The sequence below is a fragment of the Streptomyces sp. NPDC050856 genome (genome assembly GCF_040653855.1).
Classification (GTDB): Bacteria; Actinomycetota; Actinomycetes; order Streptomycetales; family Streptomycetaceae; genus Streptomyces.
This window is the reverse complement of the sequence record NZ_JBFAGV010000030.1, coordinates 64,932-80,845: the sequence shown is the minus strand read 5'-3', so window position 1 is coordinate 80,845 and position 15,914 is coordinate 64,932. Positions and strand designations below refer to the sequence as shown.

The following is a 15,914-nucleotide window of genomic DNA, read 5'->3' as shown; positions in this document are numbered from 1 at the left end:
CCGGTCTTTTAGGGGCGGTTGGTCCCCAATGTTCCCCGCGCCTAAAACCCTTAACCCGCCCCCCCCCCCGCCCCCCCCCCCCCCCCGGGGGGGGGCCCCCCCCCCCCCCCCCCCCCCGCGGCGCCTTATCCGAACCACTTCACGGAGGCCCTGCGGTGCACGAACTGCCGCAACAGCTGGCCAATGGACTCATCCTCGGCGCGATGTACGGACTCATCGCTGTCGGCTACACGATGGTCTACGGTATCGTCCAGCTCATCAACTTCGCCCACGGCGAGATCTTCATGGTCGGGGGCTTCGGCGCCCTCACCGTCTTCCTCATCCTGCCGTCCGGGTTCTCCCTGGGCGCCGCCATCCCGCTGATGATCCTCGGTGGCATCCTCGTCTCCGTCGCCGTCGCGACAGCAGCCGAACGCTTCGCCTACCGGCCCCTGCGCAGCGCGCCACGGCTGGCCCCGCTGATCACCGCCATCGGCCTGTCCATCGCACTCCAGCAAGCCGTCTGGATGCTCTACCCGGACGCCAAGAAGGACCGTTCCTTCCCCCAGCTGGACGGGGCGCCCCTCGAGATCCTCGGCGCCACGATCCAGCGCGGCGACATCTTCGTCCTCATCGCCGCCCCGCTGTGCATGCTGGCCCTCGGGTTCTTCGTCACCAAGACACGCTCCGGACGCGGCATGCAGGCCACCGCGCAGGACCCCGACACCGCCAAGCTGATGGGCATCAACACCGACCGCATCATCGTGATGGCCTTCGCCATCGGTGCCGCGTTCGCCGCCATCGCCGCCGTCGCCTACGGCCTCAAGAACGGCCAGGTCGGCTTCCGGATGGGCTTCATCATGGGCCTCAAGGCCTTCACCGCCGCCGTGCTGGGCGGTATCGGCAACATCTACGGCGCCATGCTCGGCGGCGTCGTCCTCGGCGTCGCCGAATCCCTCGCCACCGGATACGTCGGGGAGATCCCCGGCATGGAACTCTTCGGCGGCGGCGGCTGGAAGGACGTCTGGGCCTTCAGCCTGCTCATCCTCGTCCTCCTCATCCGTCCCCAGGGCCTGCTGGGCGAACGAGTCGCGGACAGGGCGTGAACACCATGACCACCATCACCAGGAGCACCCCCGCCGCCGGCACCCCGGCGGCCACCCCGCTCATCCCGCTGCCGGCGGCCACCGCGCGGATCACCGCCCTGGCGGGCTCCGTCATCGCCCTCGCCGGCACGTTCCTCGCCTGGACCTGGACCGACGAGTTCCCCGGCGACCTCACCGTCACCGGCTACCCCGGCGGCCTCCAGGTCCTGACCCTCACCGGCGCCGTCCTCACCGTGCTGTTCCTGCTCTCCGGGTACGGCGTCAAGGGGCTGCGCTGGCTCACCCCCGGCGGCACCAACAGCCCGGTGCGCCTCCTCGCCCTCGGTGTCCTGGGCACCACCGGCTACGCCATCGCCGCCATCGCCGCCGCCCTCGGCGGCCTGGTCAACCTGGAGCCCGGCGCCTGGGTCGCCGGCGCCGGCGCGCTGATCGCCGTCATCGGCGCCTTCGGCCTCCCGGCCGACCGCGCCCCCGACGCCGACACCGGTACCGGCCCCTGGGCCCGTCTGCGCCACAGCCTCACCGCGCCCGCCCCCGCCCGGGCCAAGGAGCTCACCTCCTGGGCCGAGATCCTGATCATCGTCGGTGCCTTCGCGGTCGGTCTGTACGTCTTCGTCTACGGCATCGACACCGACTACGCCGAGCTGTTCATCGGCTTCCTCATCACGGTCGCCTTCGCCTTCACCGCGATCAACCGCGCCGGGCTCGTCGCCCGGGTCTCCGCGCTGACCGCCAAGCACCGCACCGTGACGATGGGCGCCGCCTTCGCCGCCGCGATCTGCTTCCCCTTCACCCAGAGCAACGACCAGTTCACCCTCATCGGGGCGAACATCCTCATCTTCGCCACCGTCGCCCTGGGCCTCAACGTCGTCGTCGGCCTCGCCGGCCTCCTCGACCTGGGATACGTCGCCTTCCTCGGCGTCGGTGCCTACACCGCCGCCCTGGTCTCCGGCTCGCCCCAGTCGTCCATCGGCCTGCACTTCCCCTTCTGGCTGGCCGTCCTCACCGGTGCCGCCGTCTCCCTGGTGTTCGGCGTCCTCATCGGCGCCCCCACCCTCCGGCTGCGCGGCGACTACCTCGCCATCGTCACCCTCGGCTTCGGTGAGATCTTCCGCCTCGCCATGCTCAACCTGAACGGCAACAGCGGCCCCGACCTCACCAACGGTGCCCAGGGCATCCCCAACATTCCCGACCTCAACGTCTTCGGATTCGACTTCGGCACCACACACGCCGTCGGCGGCTTCGACCTCACCAGGTCCGGCAACTACTTCCTGTTGATGCTGCTGTTCACCGCCGTCGTCGTCCTGGTCTTCCGGCGCTCCGCGGACTCCCGCATCGGCCGCGCCTGGGTCGCCATCCGTGAGGACGAGACCGCCGCCACCGCCATGGGCATCAACGGCTTCCGGCTGAAGCTGCTGGCCTTCGCGCTCGGCGCGGCCCTCGCCGGACTCGCCGGCACCGTGCAGGCACACCTCGGCTACAGCGTCACCCCCGAGCAGTACCAGTTCGCCGGGTCCGTACCGCCCAACTCCGCCTTCCTGCTGGCCGCGGTCATCCTCGGCGGCATGGGCACCATCGGCGGCCCCCTGATCGGTGCCGCGCTGCTCTACCTCATCCCGGCCAAGCTGCAGTTCATGCAGGACTACCAGCTGCTCCTCTTCGGTATCGCGCTCATCGTCCTGATGCGCTACCGCCCCGAGGGCCTGGTCGCCGACCGCAGGAAGCAGCTCGAGTTCCACGAGACCGGCCAGCTCGACGTACCCGACGACGACAAGCTCCCCGACGGCGCCGTCGGTATCACCAAGGCGGGGGCGTAACACACCATGACCACCACCACAGCCACCCCGGCCGCACCGGCCAGCACCACCGTCCTCGACGCCAGCGGTGTCACCATGCGCTTCGGCGGCCTCACCGCCGTCCGCGATGTGAACCTCACCGTCAACAGCGGCGAGATCGTCGGCCTCATCGGACCCAACGGTGCCGGCAAGACCACCTTCTTCAACTGCCTCACCGGGCTGTACGTCCCCACCGAGGGCCGCGTCAGCTACCAGGGCACCGTCCTGCCGCCCAAGCCGCACCTCGTCACCCAGGCCGGCATCGCCCGCACCTTCCAGAACATCCGGCTCTTCGCCAACATGACCGTCCTGGAGAACGTCCTCGTCGGCCGCCACACCCGCACCAAGGAGGGCCTCTGGTCGGCCCTGCTGCGCCTCCCCGGCTTCAAGAAGGCCGAGGAGGAGTCCCGCGAACGCGCCATGGAGCTCCTGGAGTTCACCGGGCTCGCGGCCAAGGCCGACCACCTGGCGCGCAACCTCCCGTACGGCGAACAGCGCAAGCTGGAGATCGCCCGCGCGCTGGCCAGTGACCCGGGACTGCTCCTGCTCGACGAGCCCACGGCCGGTATGAACCCGCAGGAGACCCGGGCCGCCGAGGAGCTCATCTTCGCCATCCGGGACAAGGGCATCGCCGTCCTGGTCATCGAGCACGACATGCGCTTCATCTTCAACCTCTGCGACCGCGTCGCCTGCCTCGTCCGCGGCGAGAAGCTGATCGAAGGCACCCCCGCCGTCGTCCAGGGCGACGAACGCGTCGTCGCCGCCTACCTCGGCACACCCTTCGAGGGCGCCCCGGGCAGCGAGGAAGTGGCCGAGGTCGAAGCGGCGGAGGCACGCACCGGCACGAAGCCGGAGCCGGAGACCGCTCCGGCCACGGACAGCGGGCCGGACCCGGAGACCGCTCCGGCCACGGCCCCGGCCGCCGAGGCCGACCCGGCCCCCGCCACGGACCCGGCCCCGGCCGGCGGCGCGGACAGCACCACCACCGAAGGAGACAGCAAGTGACCGCTCTCCTGGAGGTCCAGGACCTCAGGGTCGCCTACGGCAAGATCGAGGCCGTCAAGGGCATCTCCTTCAGTGTCGGCGCCGGTGAGGTCGTGACCCTCATCGGCACCAACGGCGCCGGCAAGACCACCACCCTGCGCACCCTGTCCGGTCTCCTCGAACCCCTCGCGGGGACCATCACCTTCGACGGCAGGCCCCTGCGCAAGGTCCCCGCACACAAGATCGTCGCTCTTGGCCTCGCCCACTCCCCCGAGGGCCGCCACATCTTTCCCCGCATGTCCATCGAGGACAACCTGCGGCTCGGCGCCTTCCTGCGGAACGACAAGCCGGGCATCGAGAAGGACATCCAGCGCGCCTACGACCTCTTCCCCATCCTCGGCGAACGACGCAAGCAAGCCGCCGGTACCCTCTCCGGCGGCGAACAGCAGATGCTCGCCATGGGTCGCGCCCTCATGTCCCAGCCCAAGCTGCTCATGCTCGACGAACCCTCCATGGGCCTCTCGCCGATCATGATGCAGAAGATCATGGAGACCATCTCCGCGCTCAAGGAGCAGGGCACCACCATCCTGCTCGTCGAGCAGAACGCCCAGGCCGCCCTCTCCCTCGCGGACCAGGCCTATGTGATGGAGACCGGCACCATCAAGCTCTCCGGTACCGGTCAGGACCTCCTCCACGACGAGTCCGTCCGCAAGACGTACCTCGGCGAGGACTGAGCCCCGCCCACGCGCACGAGAGGGCCCGCCCCGCACGCTGAGCGTGCGGGGCGGGCCCTCTCGTGCGGTGCGGACGAACGGACGCACCCGGCCCCGGCCGGCTACTGGCCCTTCGCCGCCTTCTTCTCCTCGGCGTCCTCGATGACCGCCTCGGCGACCTGCTGCATCGACATCCGCCGGTCCATCGACGTCTTCTGGATCCACCGGAACGCCGCCGGCTCCGACAGCCCGTACTGCGTCTGCAGGATGCTCTTCGCCCTGTCCACCAGCTTGCGCGTCTCCAGCCGCTGGGAGAGGTCGGCGACCTCCTTCTCCAGCGCCTTCAGCTCCGCGAACCGCGACACCGCCATCTCGATGGCGGGGACCACGTCGCTCTTGCTGAACGGCTTCACCAGGTACGCCATCGCCCCGGCGTCCCTGGCCCGCTCGACCAGGTCGCGCTGCGAGAAGGCGGTCAGCATCAGCACCGGGGCGATCGACTCGCCCGCGATCTTCTCGGCGGCGGAGATCCCGTCCAGGACGGGCATCTTCACATCCAGGATGACCAGGTCCGGCCGGTGTTCCCGGGCCAGCTCGACGGCGCGGGCGCCGTCACCGGCCTCGCCGACGACCGAGTAGCCCTCTTCCTCGAGCATCTCCTTGAGGTCGAGACGGATGAGGGCCTCGTCCTCGGCGATGACGACGCGGGTCGTCAGCGGCGGAACGTGCGACTGGTCTTCGTCGGCGGCGGGCTGGGGAGACTCGGGGGCGGTCACGCGGGCTCCTCGTTCGGCTAGGTACTGCTACATGAGCCTACCTAGCTCCTGTATGTTTGAGTCACGGCGGGTCTCCGCTAGCCTTCTTTTTGAAGGATGCCCCGGTAGTCCAGCGGTAGAGACACGGTGCTCAAACCACCGACAGCGTCGGTTCGAATCCGACCCGGGGCACTTAGCCTTCGATTCCAAGGTCCCCATTCTCCGGGGCGTCCTCCCTCGCGGTCGTGAGCCGGCGGACGGGCCCCGTGCCCCCCCCCAGAGCCCGGCGCCGGCCCTGCTACTTCAGGCTCTCGCCGATGTGGTGGACGCGGACCAGGTTGGTGGAGCCCGCCACCCCGGGCGGGGAGCCCGCGGTGATGACGACGAGGTCCCCCTTGCGGCAGCGGCCGATCCTCAGGAGTTCCTCGTCCACCTGCGCCACCATCGCGTCGGTGGAGTCGACGTGCGGGCCGAGGAAGGTCTCCACACCCCAGGTGAGGTTGAGCTGGGAGCGGGTGGCCGGGTCCGGGGTGAAGGCGAGGAGCGGGATCGGGGACCGGTAGCGGGAGAGGCGTCGGACGGTGTCGCCGGACTGGGTGAAGGCGACCAGGAACGTGGCGCCGAGGAAGTCGCCCATCTCCGCCGCGGCGCGGGCCACGGCTCCCGCCTGGGTGCGGGGCTTGTTCCGCTCGGTGAGCGGCGGCAGTCCCCTGGCGAGGACGTCCTCCTCGGCCGCCTCGACGATGCGGCTCATGGTGCGGACGGTCTCGGTCGGGTAGCTGCCGACGCTGGTCTCACCGGACAGCATGACGGCGTCGGTGCCGTCGATGACGGCGTTGGCGACGTCGCTCGCCTCGGCACGGGTGGGGCGGGCGTTGTCGATCATCGAGTCGAGCATCTGGGTGGCGACGATGACCGGCTTGGCATTGCGCTTGGCCAGTTTGATGGCGCGCTTCTGGACGATGGGGACTTGTTCGAGGGGCATTTCGACGCCGAGGTCGCCGCGGGCCACCATGATGCCGTCGAAGGCGGCGACGATGGCATCGATGTTGTCGACGGCCTGGGGTTTCTCGATCTTGGCGATGACGGGGACGCGCCGGCCCTCCTCGTCCATGACCCGGTGGACGTCCCGGATGTCGTCCCCGCTGCGGACGAAGGAGAGGGCGAGGACGTCGGCGCCCGTGCGCAGGGCCCAGCGCAGGTCCTCGACGTCCTTGTCGGACAGGGCGGGCACGGAGACGGCGACGCCGGGCAGGTTGAGGCCCTTGTGGTCGGAGACCATGCCGCCCTCGACGACGCGGGTGTGGACGCGGGGGCCGTCGACGGAGGTGACTTCGAGGGCGACGCGGCCGTCGTCGACGAGGACGCGTTCGCCGGGGGTGACGTCGTCGGCCAGCCCCGGGTAGGTGGTGCCGCAGGTGTGGCGGTCGCCCTGGACGTGGGGTTCGGTGGTGATGGTGAAGGTGTCGCCGCGTTCAAGGAGTACCGGTCCCTCGCGGAAGCGTCCCAGACGGATCTTCGGGCCTTGAAGGTCGGCGAGGACGCCGACGCTTCGGCCGGTTTCGTCGGAGGCTTTGCGCACGCGGTGGTAGCGCTCCTCGTGTTCGGCGTAGGTGCCGTGGCTGAGGTTGAGGCGGGCGATGTCCATGCCGGCGGTGACCAGGGCTTTGATCTGGTCGTACGTGTCGGTGGCGGGGCCCAGGGTGCAGACGATCTTCGCTCGGCGCATGGTTCGAGCCTAGGGCTTACCGGTGGGTAGGGAGTTGGTCGGAGGTGACGACTCAACGAGCTGGGGGTGAAAGCCAATTGACAAGGGTTGAATTGTGCGCGGGCGTGCTCCGACGAGCCGCTCCAGGGGGTGGCCGCGGAGCGGTCAGAGCTGGGGCGGGTGCATGGTGAACCGCGCGTTGACCTGTGCGGTGACGGTCTGGCGCTGGGGTTCGAGGTCCAGGGCGGGGGCGATGTCGGCGGCTTCGGCGGCGAAGGCCATCCGGGCGCCGCCGGCGGCCGGGGGCAGCGCGCCGTAGGGGGTGGCGTTCTCGGCCCCGAGGTCGGCCAGTTCGATGAGGGCGGCGAGCCCGGTGCCGAGGGCCTGGGCGTATTCGCGGGCGCGCTGGACGGCTTCGGTGACGGCCCGGCGGCGGGCTTCGGCGTGGGCGGGCGAGTCGGGGCGCAGCGCCCACCAGGGTCCGTCGACGCGGGTGAGTTCCAGGTCGGCGAGGCGGGTGGTGAGTTCACCGAGGGCGGTGAAGTCGGTGAGTTCCGCGGTGAGGTGGACGCGCCCGTGGTAGGCGCGGACCCGTTCGGCGCGGCCGTGGCGGGTGAGTTCGGGGCTGATGGAGAAGGCGCCGGTCTCCAGCTTCTCGACCGCCTGTCCATAGGACTTGACGAGGTCGAGGACGGTGGTGTTGCGGCGGGTGAGGTCGTCCAGTGCGCTGCGGCGGTCGGTGCCGCGGGCGCTGACGGTGATGCCGATGCGGGCGATCTCGGGGTCGACTTCGAGTCGGGCCTCGCCGCGGACGGCGACGCGGGGTGCTTCGGCGGTTCCGTAGGGCAGGTCACTGGTCATGGCGTGGCTCCCTGTTGTGGCCGGGCGGCGTGGTCATCGAAACGCAATCTGGAAGGACTATTGCAGGATGTCGTCTCCGGGTCAGAATCTACGCGCGTTGTGCACGGTACTGAACGAAGGAGATCACATGCCGCTGAACCGTAGGACGTTCCTGGAACGGTCGGCCGCCGCCGGCGCCGGGGTGGCCGTCGCCGGCGGGGCAACCGCGCCCGCGCTGGCCGCCCAGGAGCCCGCGGCGGCCCCGACGGGGCGTGGCAAGCGGTACTCCTTCACCGTCATGGGCACCACCGACCTGCACGGCAACGTCTTCAACTGGGACTACTTCACCGACAAGGAGTTCGACGACAAGGCGCACAACGATGTCGGCCTGGCGAAGATCTCGACGCTGGTGGAGCGGGTCCGCGCGGAGAAGGGCCGCCGCAACACGCTGCTGATCGACGCGGGTGACACCATCCAGGGCACCCAGCTCTCGTACTACTACGCGAAGGTCGACCCGATCACGGCCGCGAGCGGCCCGGTGCACCCGATGGCGCAGGCGATGAACGCCATCGGCTACGACGCCGCCGCGCTGGGCAACCACGAGTTCAACTACGGCATACCGGTGCTGCGGAAGTTCGAGGAGCAGTGCGACTTCCCGCTGCTCGGCGCGAACGCGCTGGACGCCAGGACACTGCGCCCGGCCTTCCGCCCGTACAGCATGCACCGGCTGCGCACACCGTGCGGCCGCGATGTGCGGGTGGCGGTCCTGGGGCTGACCAATCCCGGCATCGCCATCTGGGACAAGGCCAATGTCAGCGGCCGGATGGTCTTCCCGGGGCTGGAGGAGCAGGCCGCGCGGTGGGTGCCGAAGCTGCGTTCGATGGGCGCCGACGTGGTGATCGTGTCGGCGCACTCCGGGTCCAGCGGGACGTCCTCGTACGGGGACCAGCTGCCGTACGTCGAGAACGCGGCGGCGCTGGTGGCGGAGCAGGTCCCGGGGATCGACGCGATCCTGGTGGGGCACGCGCACACCGAGATCCCCGAGTACCGCGTCACCAACAAGGAGACCGGCGAGGAGGTGGTGCTGTCGGAGCCGCTGAAGTGGGGGCAGCGGCTGACGCTGTTCGACTTCGACCTGGTGTGGGGCAAGGGCCGCTGGACGGTGGAGCGGGTGGGGGCCACGGTCCTGAACTCCAACACGGTGGAGGAGGACCCGAGGATCACCCGGCTGCTGGGCGATGAGCACCGGGAGGTCGTGGCGTACGTGAACCAGGTCATCGGTACCTGTACGGCCGCGATGTCGACGGCCGAGGCGCCGTGGCGGGACGAGCCGGTCATCGACCTGATCAACCACGTGCAGACCGAGACGGTGCGGGCGGCGCTGGCGGGCGGTGAGTACGCGTCGCTGCCGGTGCTGTCGCAGGCGTCGTGCTTCTCGCGCACGGCACGGATCCCGGCCGGCCAGGTGACGATCAGGGACGCCGCGGGGCTGTACCCGTTCGAGAACACCCTGGAGGCCCGGGTGCTGACCGGTGCCCAGATCAGGGAGTACCTGGAGTTCTCGGCGCGGTACTACGCGCGGACTCCGGCGGGTGCGCCGGTGGACACGGCGAAGCTGACGAACGCCGGGGGGACGCCGGACTACAACTACGACGTGGTGTCGGGTCTGACGTACGAGATCGACATCGCGAGGCCGGCCGGGTCGCGGATAGTGAACCTGTCCTTCGAGGGCCGGCCGCTGGACCCGGCGGCGCGGTTCGTGCTGGCGGTCAACAACTACCGGGCGAGCGGTGGCGGGGCGTTCCCGCACATCGCGGGGGCCCGGCAGGTGTGGGCCAACTCGGAGGAGATCCGCAACACCATCATCCAGTGGGTGAAGGCGACGGGCACGGTCGACCCGGCCCGGTTCGCGTCGGTGGACTGGCGGCTGACCCGGGAGGGCGTGCCGGTGTTCTGACCCCGGTCCGTCCGGGTTCGACGGCGGCGGCCGCCTCCGGTGGTCGCCGCCGTCGTACGTCTCAGCCGTTGGTGGCCAGCGGGGTGAGCCGGGTGGCGGTGCTCTGGGCGGGCAGGCGGGGCGCCGGGTGGGGCCGCAGGCCGAAGGTGGTGAACGCGGTGCGGCGCGGGAGCGGGTAGGGCTGCTTGCCGGTCAGGGAGTTGAGGATGGTGGCGCTGCGCCACGCGGCGAGGCCGAGGTCGGGAGTGCCGACGCCATGGGTGTGGGTCTCGGCGTTCTGGACGTGGACGGACCCGGTGACACAGGGGTCGAGGGCGAGCCGGTACTGGTCGTCGACGCGGGGCCGGTCGGCGGCGTCACGGCGCATGTAGGGGTCGAGGCCGGCCAGGAGCCGGTCGACGGGGCGTTCGCGGTAGCCGGTGGCGAGGACGACGGCGTCGGTGGTGATCCGGTCCCGGGTGCCCTGCTGGATGTGTTCGAGGTGCAGCTCGACCTTGGTGGTGCCGACGCGGCCGGCGGTACGGACGTGGACGCCGGGGGTGAGGACGGCGTCGGGCCAGCCGCCGTGCAGGCTGCGGCGGTAGAGCTCGTCGTGGATGGCGGCGATGGTGCCGGTGTCGATGCCCTTGTGGAGCTGCCACTGGCGGGTGACGAGGTCACCGCGTACGGATTCGGGCAGGGCGTGGAAGTACCGGGTGTAGTCCGGGGTGAAGTGTTCCAGGCCGAGCTTGGAGTACTCCATGGGGGTGAACGCCTCGGTACGGGCCAGCCAGTGCAGCCCCTCACGGCCGGCGGGGCGGGCGCGCAGCAGGTCGAGGAAGACCTCGGCGCCCGACTGGCCGGAACCGATGACGGTGACGTGGTCGGCGGCGATGAGCCGGTCGCGGTGGGCGAGATAGTCGGCGGAGTGGAGGACGGGGACCGCGGGGGCCTCGGCGAGTGGTCTGAGCGGGTCGGGGACGTACGGCTCGGTGCCGACCCCCAGGACGACGTGGCGGGCGTGGGTGCGGCCGAGGGCCTCGGCTTCGCCGCCGGTGCCGAGCTGGGTGTAGTCGATCTCGAAGAGGTCGCGTTCGGGGTTCCAGCGGACGGCGTCGACCTGGTGGCCGAAGTGGAGTCCGGGGACCTGGCCGCTCACCCAGCGGCAGTAGGCGTCGTACTCGGCACGCTGGATGTGGAAGGTCTCGGAGAAGTAGAAGGGGTAGAGCCGTTCCCGGGCGCGCAGGTAGTTGAGGAAGGTCCACGGGCTGGTGGGGTCGGCGAGGGTCACCAGGTCGGCCAGGAACGGCACTTGCAGGGTGGCGCCTTCGATGAGCAGGCCGGGGTGCCAGTGGAAGGCGGGGCGCTGCTCGTAGAAGGCGGTGGCCAGACCGCCGGGCACGCCGTGGGCGAGGGCGGCGAGGGAGAGGTTGAACGGTCCGATGCCGATGCCCACGAGGTCCTGGGGCTGCTGGGGGGGTGTGCCGGTCATCGGGAGGTGCCGCCTTCCACGAGTTGGAGGATGTCCGCGAGGTCGTCGGGGGTGGTGTGGGGGTTGAGGAGGGTGGCCTTGAGCCAGAGCCGGCCGTCGGCGGTCGCGCGGCCGAGGACGGCGCGTCCTTGGGTGAGCAGGGTCCGGCGGAGGGCGGCGACGGCCTGGTCGGAGGCGTCTGTGGGGCGGAAGAGCACCGTGGTGAGGGTCGGGCGCTCGTAGAGGTCGAGTCCGGGTGATTTGTCGATGAGGTCGGCGAGGTGTTCGGCGGTGGCGCAGACCTGGTCGGTGAGGGCGGCGAGTCCGGTTCGGCCGAGGGCGCGCAGGGTGACGGCGATCTTCAGGATGTCGGGGCGGCGGCTGGTGCGCGGGGAGCGGCCCAGCAGGTCGGGCAGTCCGGCATCGGTGTCGTCGTAGGCGTTGAGGTAGTCGGCGGTGTGCCCGAGGGGTGCGAGCAGAGCCCGGTCCGGTACGGCGAGGAGTCCGGCGGCGACCGGCTGCCAGCCCAGTTTGTGCAGGTCCAGGGCGACGGTACGGGCGCGGTCGAGGCCGGTGAGGAGGTGGCGGCGGGCGGGGCTGAACAGCAGGGGCCCGCCGTAGGCGGCGTCGACGTGGAGTTCGGCGCCATGGGCGTCGCACAGGTCGGCGATCTCGGGGAGGGGGTCGATCCGGCCGGTGTCGGTGGTGCCGGCGGTGGCGGCGACGAGGAGGGGGCCGCGCAGGTCGGTGAGGACGGCGTGCAGGGCGGTGAGATCCAGGGTGCCGGCGGGGGCGGGGACGGTGACGGGTTCGGGCAGGCCCAGGAGCCAGGCGGCGCGGCGCAGCGAGTGGTGGGCGTTGGCGCCGCAGACGGTCTGGACGGTGGGTCCGAGGCGTTCACGGGCGAGGAGCAGGGCGAGCTGGTTGGACTCGGTGCCGCCGGTGGTCACCAGGGCGTCGGGGGCGGGCCCGCGGGGGTGGACCTCGGCGGCCAGGGCCTCGGTGACGAGTGCTTCGAGGGTGGCCGCGGCGGGTGCCTGGTCCCAGGAGTCGAGGGAGGGGTTGAGGGCGGAGGCGGCGAGGTCGGCGGCGACCGCCACGGCCAGGGGCGGGGTGTGCAGGTGGGCGGCGCAGCGGGGATGCGCGGGGTCGGCGGCGCCCAGGGCGAGGGTGCGGGTCAGCGTACGCAGGGCTTCCTCGGCACCGGTTCCGCTGTCGGGCAGTACGGCTCCGACGGCGTCCCGCACCTGGTCGGCGACGGCTTCCGGCCCTCCGGCCGGGAGGGGGCCGCCACGGGCGACGGCACCGTCGTGCAGGGCGTCGAGCACGGTGCCGAGGAGGGGGCGCAGGGCACGGGGGCCTGCGGGCCCTCCGGCGAGGGGCGGGGTGCTCATGCTGCCAGCGTGGCGCGGCCACGCCGGGCGTGGCCGGGGTGCGGGCCCATCGCAACCCGAAAGGGGGACGGCGGTACCGACCGGCGGAGCCGGGCGTGCGGCGCCTGGTATGTGTCCCGCTGGGCGGGGGCCGGGCGGTGCGCCGGGGCGGGGCGGGTGGCCCGCCGCGGGCGGGGCCCGGACCGGCGCGGGGGCCGGACCGGGCCCCGGCGGTCGGCGCCGGGGCCCGCCGGGTCAGGCGGTACGGACGCGCAGGGCGCGCCGGAGGTCGTCCAGGCGGTCGACGAGCTGGCGGCGCAGGGCGGGCGTCAGGCCGTCGTCGGTCAGGCGCTCCTCGCCCAGGCGCAGCGCCTCGGCGTCGACCGCGTACGACGGGAAGGCGTAGCGGCCGGCGGCGGTGGCGATGGCGGGGCCCCGGCGGGCGGCGAGGGCGGTGGCGTCGGGGTAGAAGCGGGGCACGTAGTCGCGTACCAGCTCGGTCTGTTCGGGCTGCCAGAAGCCCTGCGCGGTGGCGGTGAACAGGTAGTTGGACAGGCTGTCGGTGTGGAACATCGCCTGCCAGGCGGCTTCCTTGGCCCGCTCGGTGGGCAGGGCGGCCCGGCAGCGGGCGGCGCCCTCCTGGCCGGTGGCGCTGGGGTCGCGGTCCAGTTCGGCGGCGATGCCCCCCTCGTCGGTGGCGCCGAGGACGGCCAGCCGCGCGAGGATGCGCCAGCGCAGCGCCGGGTCGAGGTCGGGCCCGCCGGGGACGGCGCCCTCGTGGAGCCAGCCCTGGAGGGCACCGGGCCGGTCGGCGGCGTCGATGAAGTGGCGCACGGCGGTCAGCCGCAGCCCCGGGTCGTTGCCGTCCTCGGTGCGGCGGATGAGGTCGCGGGTGAGGTCGGTGAGCAGGGCGAGCGCGGCGGGGCGGTCCTTCGGGGCGAGGTACAGGTCGGTGACCTGGGTGGCCGCGAAGTCGAGGACGCCCTGCACGATGGCGAGGTCCCTCTCGTGCGGCAGGTGGGCGCGGGCGGCGTCCAGGTAGGCGGCGGGGGCGAGTTCGCCGTCGCGGACCATGTCGCGGGCGGCGTTCCAGACGACGGCGCGGGTGACCGGGTCGGGGATGCCGGACAGGGCGCGCAGGGCGGTGGCCCAGGAGTGCTCGTCCAGGCGGACCTTCGCGTAGCTGAGGTCGCCGTCGTTGAGGACGAGGAGGGCGGGCCGGATGCCGGGGACCTTGGCGGGCTCGCTCTGCGGTACGTCGATGTCGAGGCGGGTGCGCGGCACGAGGCGCTGGTCGTCGGCGAGGTCGTGGTCGTAGACGCCGACGGCGATGCGGTGCGGGCGGCTGCCGGCGTGGTTGACGGTGAGGGTGCCGTCGGCGGGGTCGTACGCGGGGGTGAGGGCGTCGACACCGGTGGTCCGCAGCCACGCCTCGGCCCAGCCGTGCACGTCCCGGTCGGTGGCGGAGGCGAGGTTGTCGATGAAGTCGGCGAGGGTGGCGTTGGCGAACCGGTGCCGGGCGAAGTGGGTGTTGATGCCGGCGAGGAAGTCCTTCTCCCCCATCCAGGCGACCAGTTGCCGCAGCGCGGAGGCGCCCTTGGCGTAGGAGATGCCGTCGAAGTTGAGCAGGGCCGAGTCGGTGTCGGGCACGGCGTCGGGGTCGGGGGCGACCGGATGGGTGGAGGGCCGCTGGTCGGCGTCGTACCCCCAGGCCTTGCGGGCGACGGAGAAGTCCACCCAGGTGTCGGGGAACCGGGTGGTGGCCTCGTTGACCGTCTGGTAGCCCATGTACTCGGCGAACGACTCGTTCAGCCAGATGTCGTCCCACCACCGCAGGGTGACGAGGTCGCCGAACCACATGTGGGCCATCTCGTGGGCGATGACCATGGCGCGGGTCTGCCGCTCGGTGACGGTGACGGCGGAGCGGTAGACGAACTCGTCCCGGAAGGTGACCAGGCCCGGGTTCTCCATGGCGCCGGCGTTGAACTCCGGGACGAACGCCTGGTCGTAGGAGTCGAAGGGGTACGGCTCGTCGAACTTCTCGTGGTACCGGTCGAAGCACTGCCGGGTGACGTCGAGGATCTCCTCGGCGTCGGTGTCCAGGTGGGGGGCGAGGGAGCGGCGGCAGTGGATGCCGAAGGGCAGCCCGGCGTGCTCGGTGCGCACCGAGTGCCAGGGGCCGGCGGCGACGGCGACCAGGTAGGTGGAGATCGGCGGGGTGGGGGTCGCCTGCCAGCGCCCGTCGCCGTGGGGGGTGGTGACGCCGTTGGCGAGGACGGTCCAGTCGTCCGGCGCGGTGACGCCCACCTCGAAGACGGCCTTGAGGTCGGGCTGGTCGAAGGCGGCGAAGACGCGCTGTACGTCGTCGAGGAACATCTGGGTGTAGACGTACACCTCGCCGTCGGCGGGGTCGGTGAAGCGGTGCATGCCCTCGCCGGTGCGGGAGTAGCGCATGGCGGCGTCGACCCGCAGCTCGTGCTCGCCCGGGGTGAGGGTGAGGGGCAGCCGGTTGCCGGCGAGCGTCTCGGGGTCGACGGGCCGGCCGTCGAGGGTGACGGAGCGCAGGGTCGCGGGCTTGAGCTCGACGAAGGTGTCCCCGGCGGAGCGGGCGGTGAACCGGATGAGGGTGGTGGAGTCGAACGTGTCGTCGTCGCCGGTGGTCAGGTCGAGGTCGACGGTGTACCGGTGGACGTCGAGGAGCTGGGCTCGGGTCTGCGCTTCGTCGCGCGTCAGTGCGGGCATGGGGACATGCTGCCCGATGGGGCGGCGGCGGGGCACGGGAGTTCCGCTGCCGGCTGAGCGGGCGCCGGGCGCGGGTCCGGCCGGGACCGGACCCGCGCGCCGGGCGGCGGACGGGGCGGGCCGGGCGCCGGGCGCGGGTCAGGAAGGGGTGTGGCCGGCGGGGTTGCCGGCGATCGTCTCGTGGTGGCGGATGACCTCCGCGATGATGAAGTTCAGCAGCTTCTCGGCGAACGCCGGGTCCAGCTTCGCGTCCTCCGCGAGCTGGCGCAGCCGGGTGATCTGGCGGGCCTCGCGGTCCGGGTCGGCCGGGGGGAGGTGGTGGCGGGCCTTGAGGAGGCCGACCTGCTGGGTGCATTTGAAACGCTCGGCCAGCATGTGGACGACCGCCGCGTCGATGTTGTCGATGCTCTCGCGCAGCCGGTTCAGCTCGGCGCGGACGGACTCGTCGATGTCGCTGGTGCTCATGACCTGG

12 protein-coding genes and 1 tRNA gene are annotated in these 15,914 nt (G+C 71.7%); 6 read left to right on the top strand and 7 right to left on the bottom strand.

Annotated features, from left to right (window positions below):
- The first annotated feature begins 155 nt into the window (after positions 1 to 155).
- The 4 genes from AB0H53_RS23750 to AB0H53_RS23735 are packed head-to-tail and all read left to right on the top strand — an operon-like array spanning position 156 to position 4,638.
- Positions 156 to 1,085 (top strand): branched-chain amino acid ABC transporter permease, encoded by a 930-nt coding sequence (locus AB0H53_RS23750; RefSeq protein WP_362116764.1) that lies wholly within the window; start codon positions 156 to 158, stop codon positions 1,083 to 1,085.
- A 5-nt stretch (positions 1,086 to 1,090) separates the two neighbouring features.
- Complete coding sequence (locus AB0H53_RS23745; RefSeq protein ID WP_362116776.1) at positions 1,091 to 2,902, top strand: branched-chain amino acid ABC transporter permease; 1,812 nt, start codon at positions 1,091 to 1,093, stop codon at positions 2,900 to 2,902.
- A gap of 6 nt (positions 2,903 to 2,908) precedes the next feature.
- Positions 2,909 to 3,925 carry an ABC transporter ATP-binding protein gene (locus AB0H53_RS23740; RefSeq protein WP_362116761.1) on the top strand — a complete coding sequence of 339 codons (1,017 nt, stop codon included), beginning with the start codon at positions 2,909 to 2,911 and terminating at the stop codon, positions 3,923 to 3,925.
- The gene (locus AB0H53_RS23735; RefSeq protein ID WP_362116758.1) at positions 3,922 to 4,638 is read left to right on the top strand and encodes an ABC transporter ATP-binding protein; all 717 of its coding nucleotides are present in this window, start codon (positions 3,922 to 3,924) and stop codon (positions 4,636 to 4,638) included. Before AB0H53_RS23740 ends, AB0H53_RS23735 begins: the two co-directional genes overlap by 4 nt.
- Positions 4,639 to 4,739: 101 nt before the next feature.
- On the opposite strand, the gene AB0H53_RS23730 is transcribed toward AB0H53_RS23735, so the two are convergent.
- Positions 4,740 to 5,393 carry a response regulator gene (locus AB0H53_RS23730; RefSeq protein WP_362116755.1) on the bottom strand — a complete coding sequence of 218 codons (654 nt, stop codon included), beginning with the start codon at positions 5,391 to 5,393 and terminating at the stop codon, positions 4,740 to 4,742.
- A 98-nt stretch (positions 5,394 to 5,491) separates the two neighbouring features.
- Between AB0H53_RS23730 and AB0H53_RS23725 the strand changes: the two genes are divergently transcribed.
- A tRNA-Leu gene (locus AB0H53_RS23725) sits at positions 5,492 to 5,564 on the top strand.
- A gap of 106 nt (positions 5,565 to 5,670) precedes the next feature.
- Here AB0H53_RS23725 and pyk read toward each other — a convergent pair.
- Positions 5,671 to 7,101: a pyruvate kinase gene (gene pyk, locus AB0H53_RS23720; RefSeq protein WP_362116752.1), complete on the bottom strand. Its 1,431-nt coding sequence runs from the start codon at positions 7,099 to 7,101 to the stop codon at positions 5,671 to 5,673.
- A 144-nt stretch (positions 7,102 to 7,245) separates the two neighbouring features.
- Positions 7,246 to 7,941 carry an SIMPL domain-containing protein gene (locus AB0H53_RS23715; protein WP_362116749.1) on the bottom strand — a complete coding sequence of 232 codons (696 nt, stop codon included), beginning with the start codon at positions 7,939 to 7,941 and terminating at the stop codon, positions 7,246 to 7,248.
- 127 nt (positions 7,942 to 8,068) lie between these two features.
- Here AB0H53_RS23715 and AB0H53_RS23710 point away from each other — a divergent pair, with 127 nt between their 5' ends.
- Positions 8,069 to 9,877, top strand: a complete 1,809-nt coding sequence (locus AB0H53_RS23710) for a 5'-nucleotidase C-terminal domain-containing protein (protein ID WP_362116746.1) — start codon at positions 8,069 to 8,071, stop codon at positions 9,875 to 9,877.
- 61 nt (positions 9,878 to 9,938) lie between these two features.
- Here AB0H53_RS23710 and AB0H53_RS23705 read toward each other — a convergent pair whose 3' ends face one another.
- The 4 genes from AB0H53_RS23705 to AB0H53_RS23690 form a co-directional block, all read right to left on the bottom strand.
- Positions 9,939 to 11,348 carry a SidA/IucD/PvdA family monooxygenase gene (locus AB0H53_RS23705; RefSeq protein WP_362116743.1) on the bottom strand — a complete coding sequence of 470 codons (1,410 nt, stop codon included), beginning with the start codon at positions 11,346 to 11,348 and terminating at the stop codon, positions 9,939 to 9,941.
- Positions 11,345 to 12,721, bottom strand: a complete 1,377-nt coding sequence (locus tag AB0H53_RS23700; protein WP_362116740.1) for an aminotransferase class V-fold PLP-dependent enzyme — start codon at positions 12,719 to 12,721, stop codon at positions 11,345 to 11,347. The genes AB0H53_RS23705 and AB0H53_RS23700 overlap by 4 nt, the downstream gene beginning before the upstream one ends.
- A gap of 234 nt (positions 12,722 to 12,955) precedes the next feature.
- Positions 12,956 to 15,442 (bottom strand): aminopeptidase N, encoded by a 2,487-nt coding sequence (gene pepN / locus AB0H53_RS23695; RefSeq protein ID WP_362116737.1) that lies wholly within the window; start codon positions 15,440 to 15,442, stop codon positions 12,956 to 12,958.
- Between the two features lie 138 nt (positions 15,443 to 15,580).
- Complete coding sequence (locus tag AB0H53_RS23690; protein ID WP_362116734.1) at positions 15,581 to 15,907, bottom strand: chorismate mutase; 327 nt, start codon at positions 15,905 to 15,907, stop codon at positions 15,581 to 15,583.
- Positions 15,908 to 15,914 lie beyond the last annotated feature (7 nt).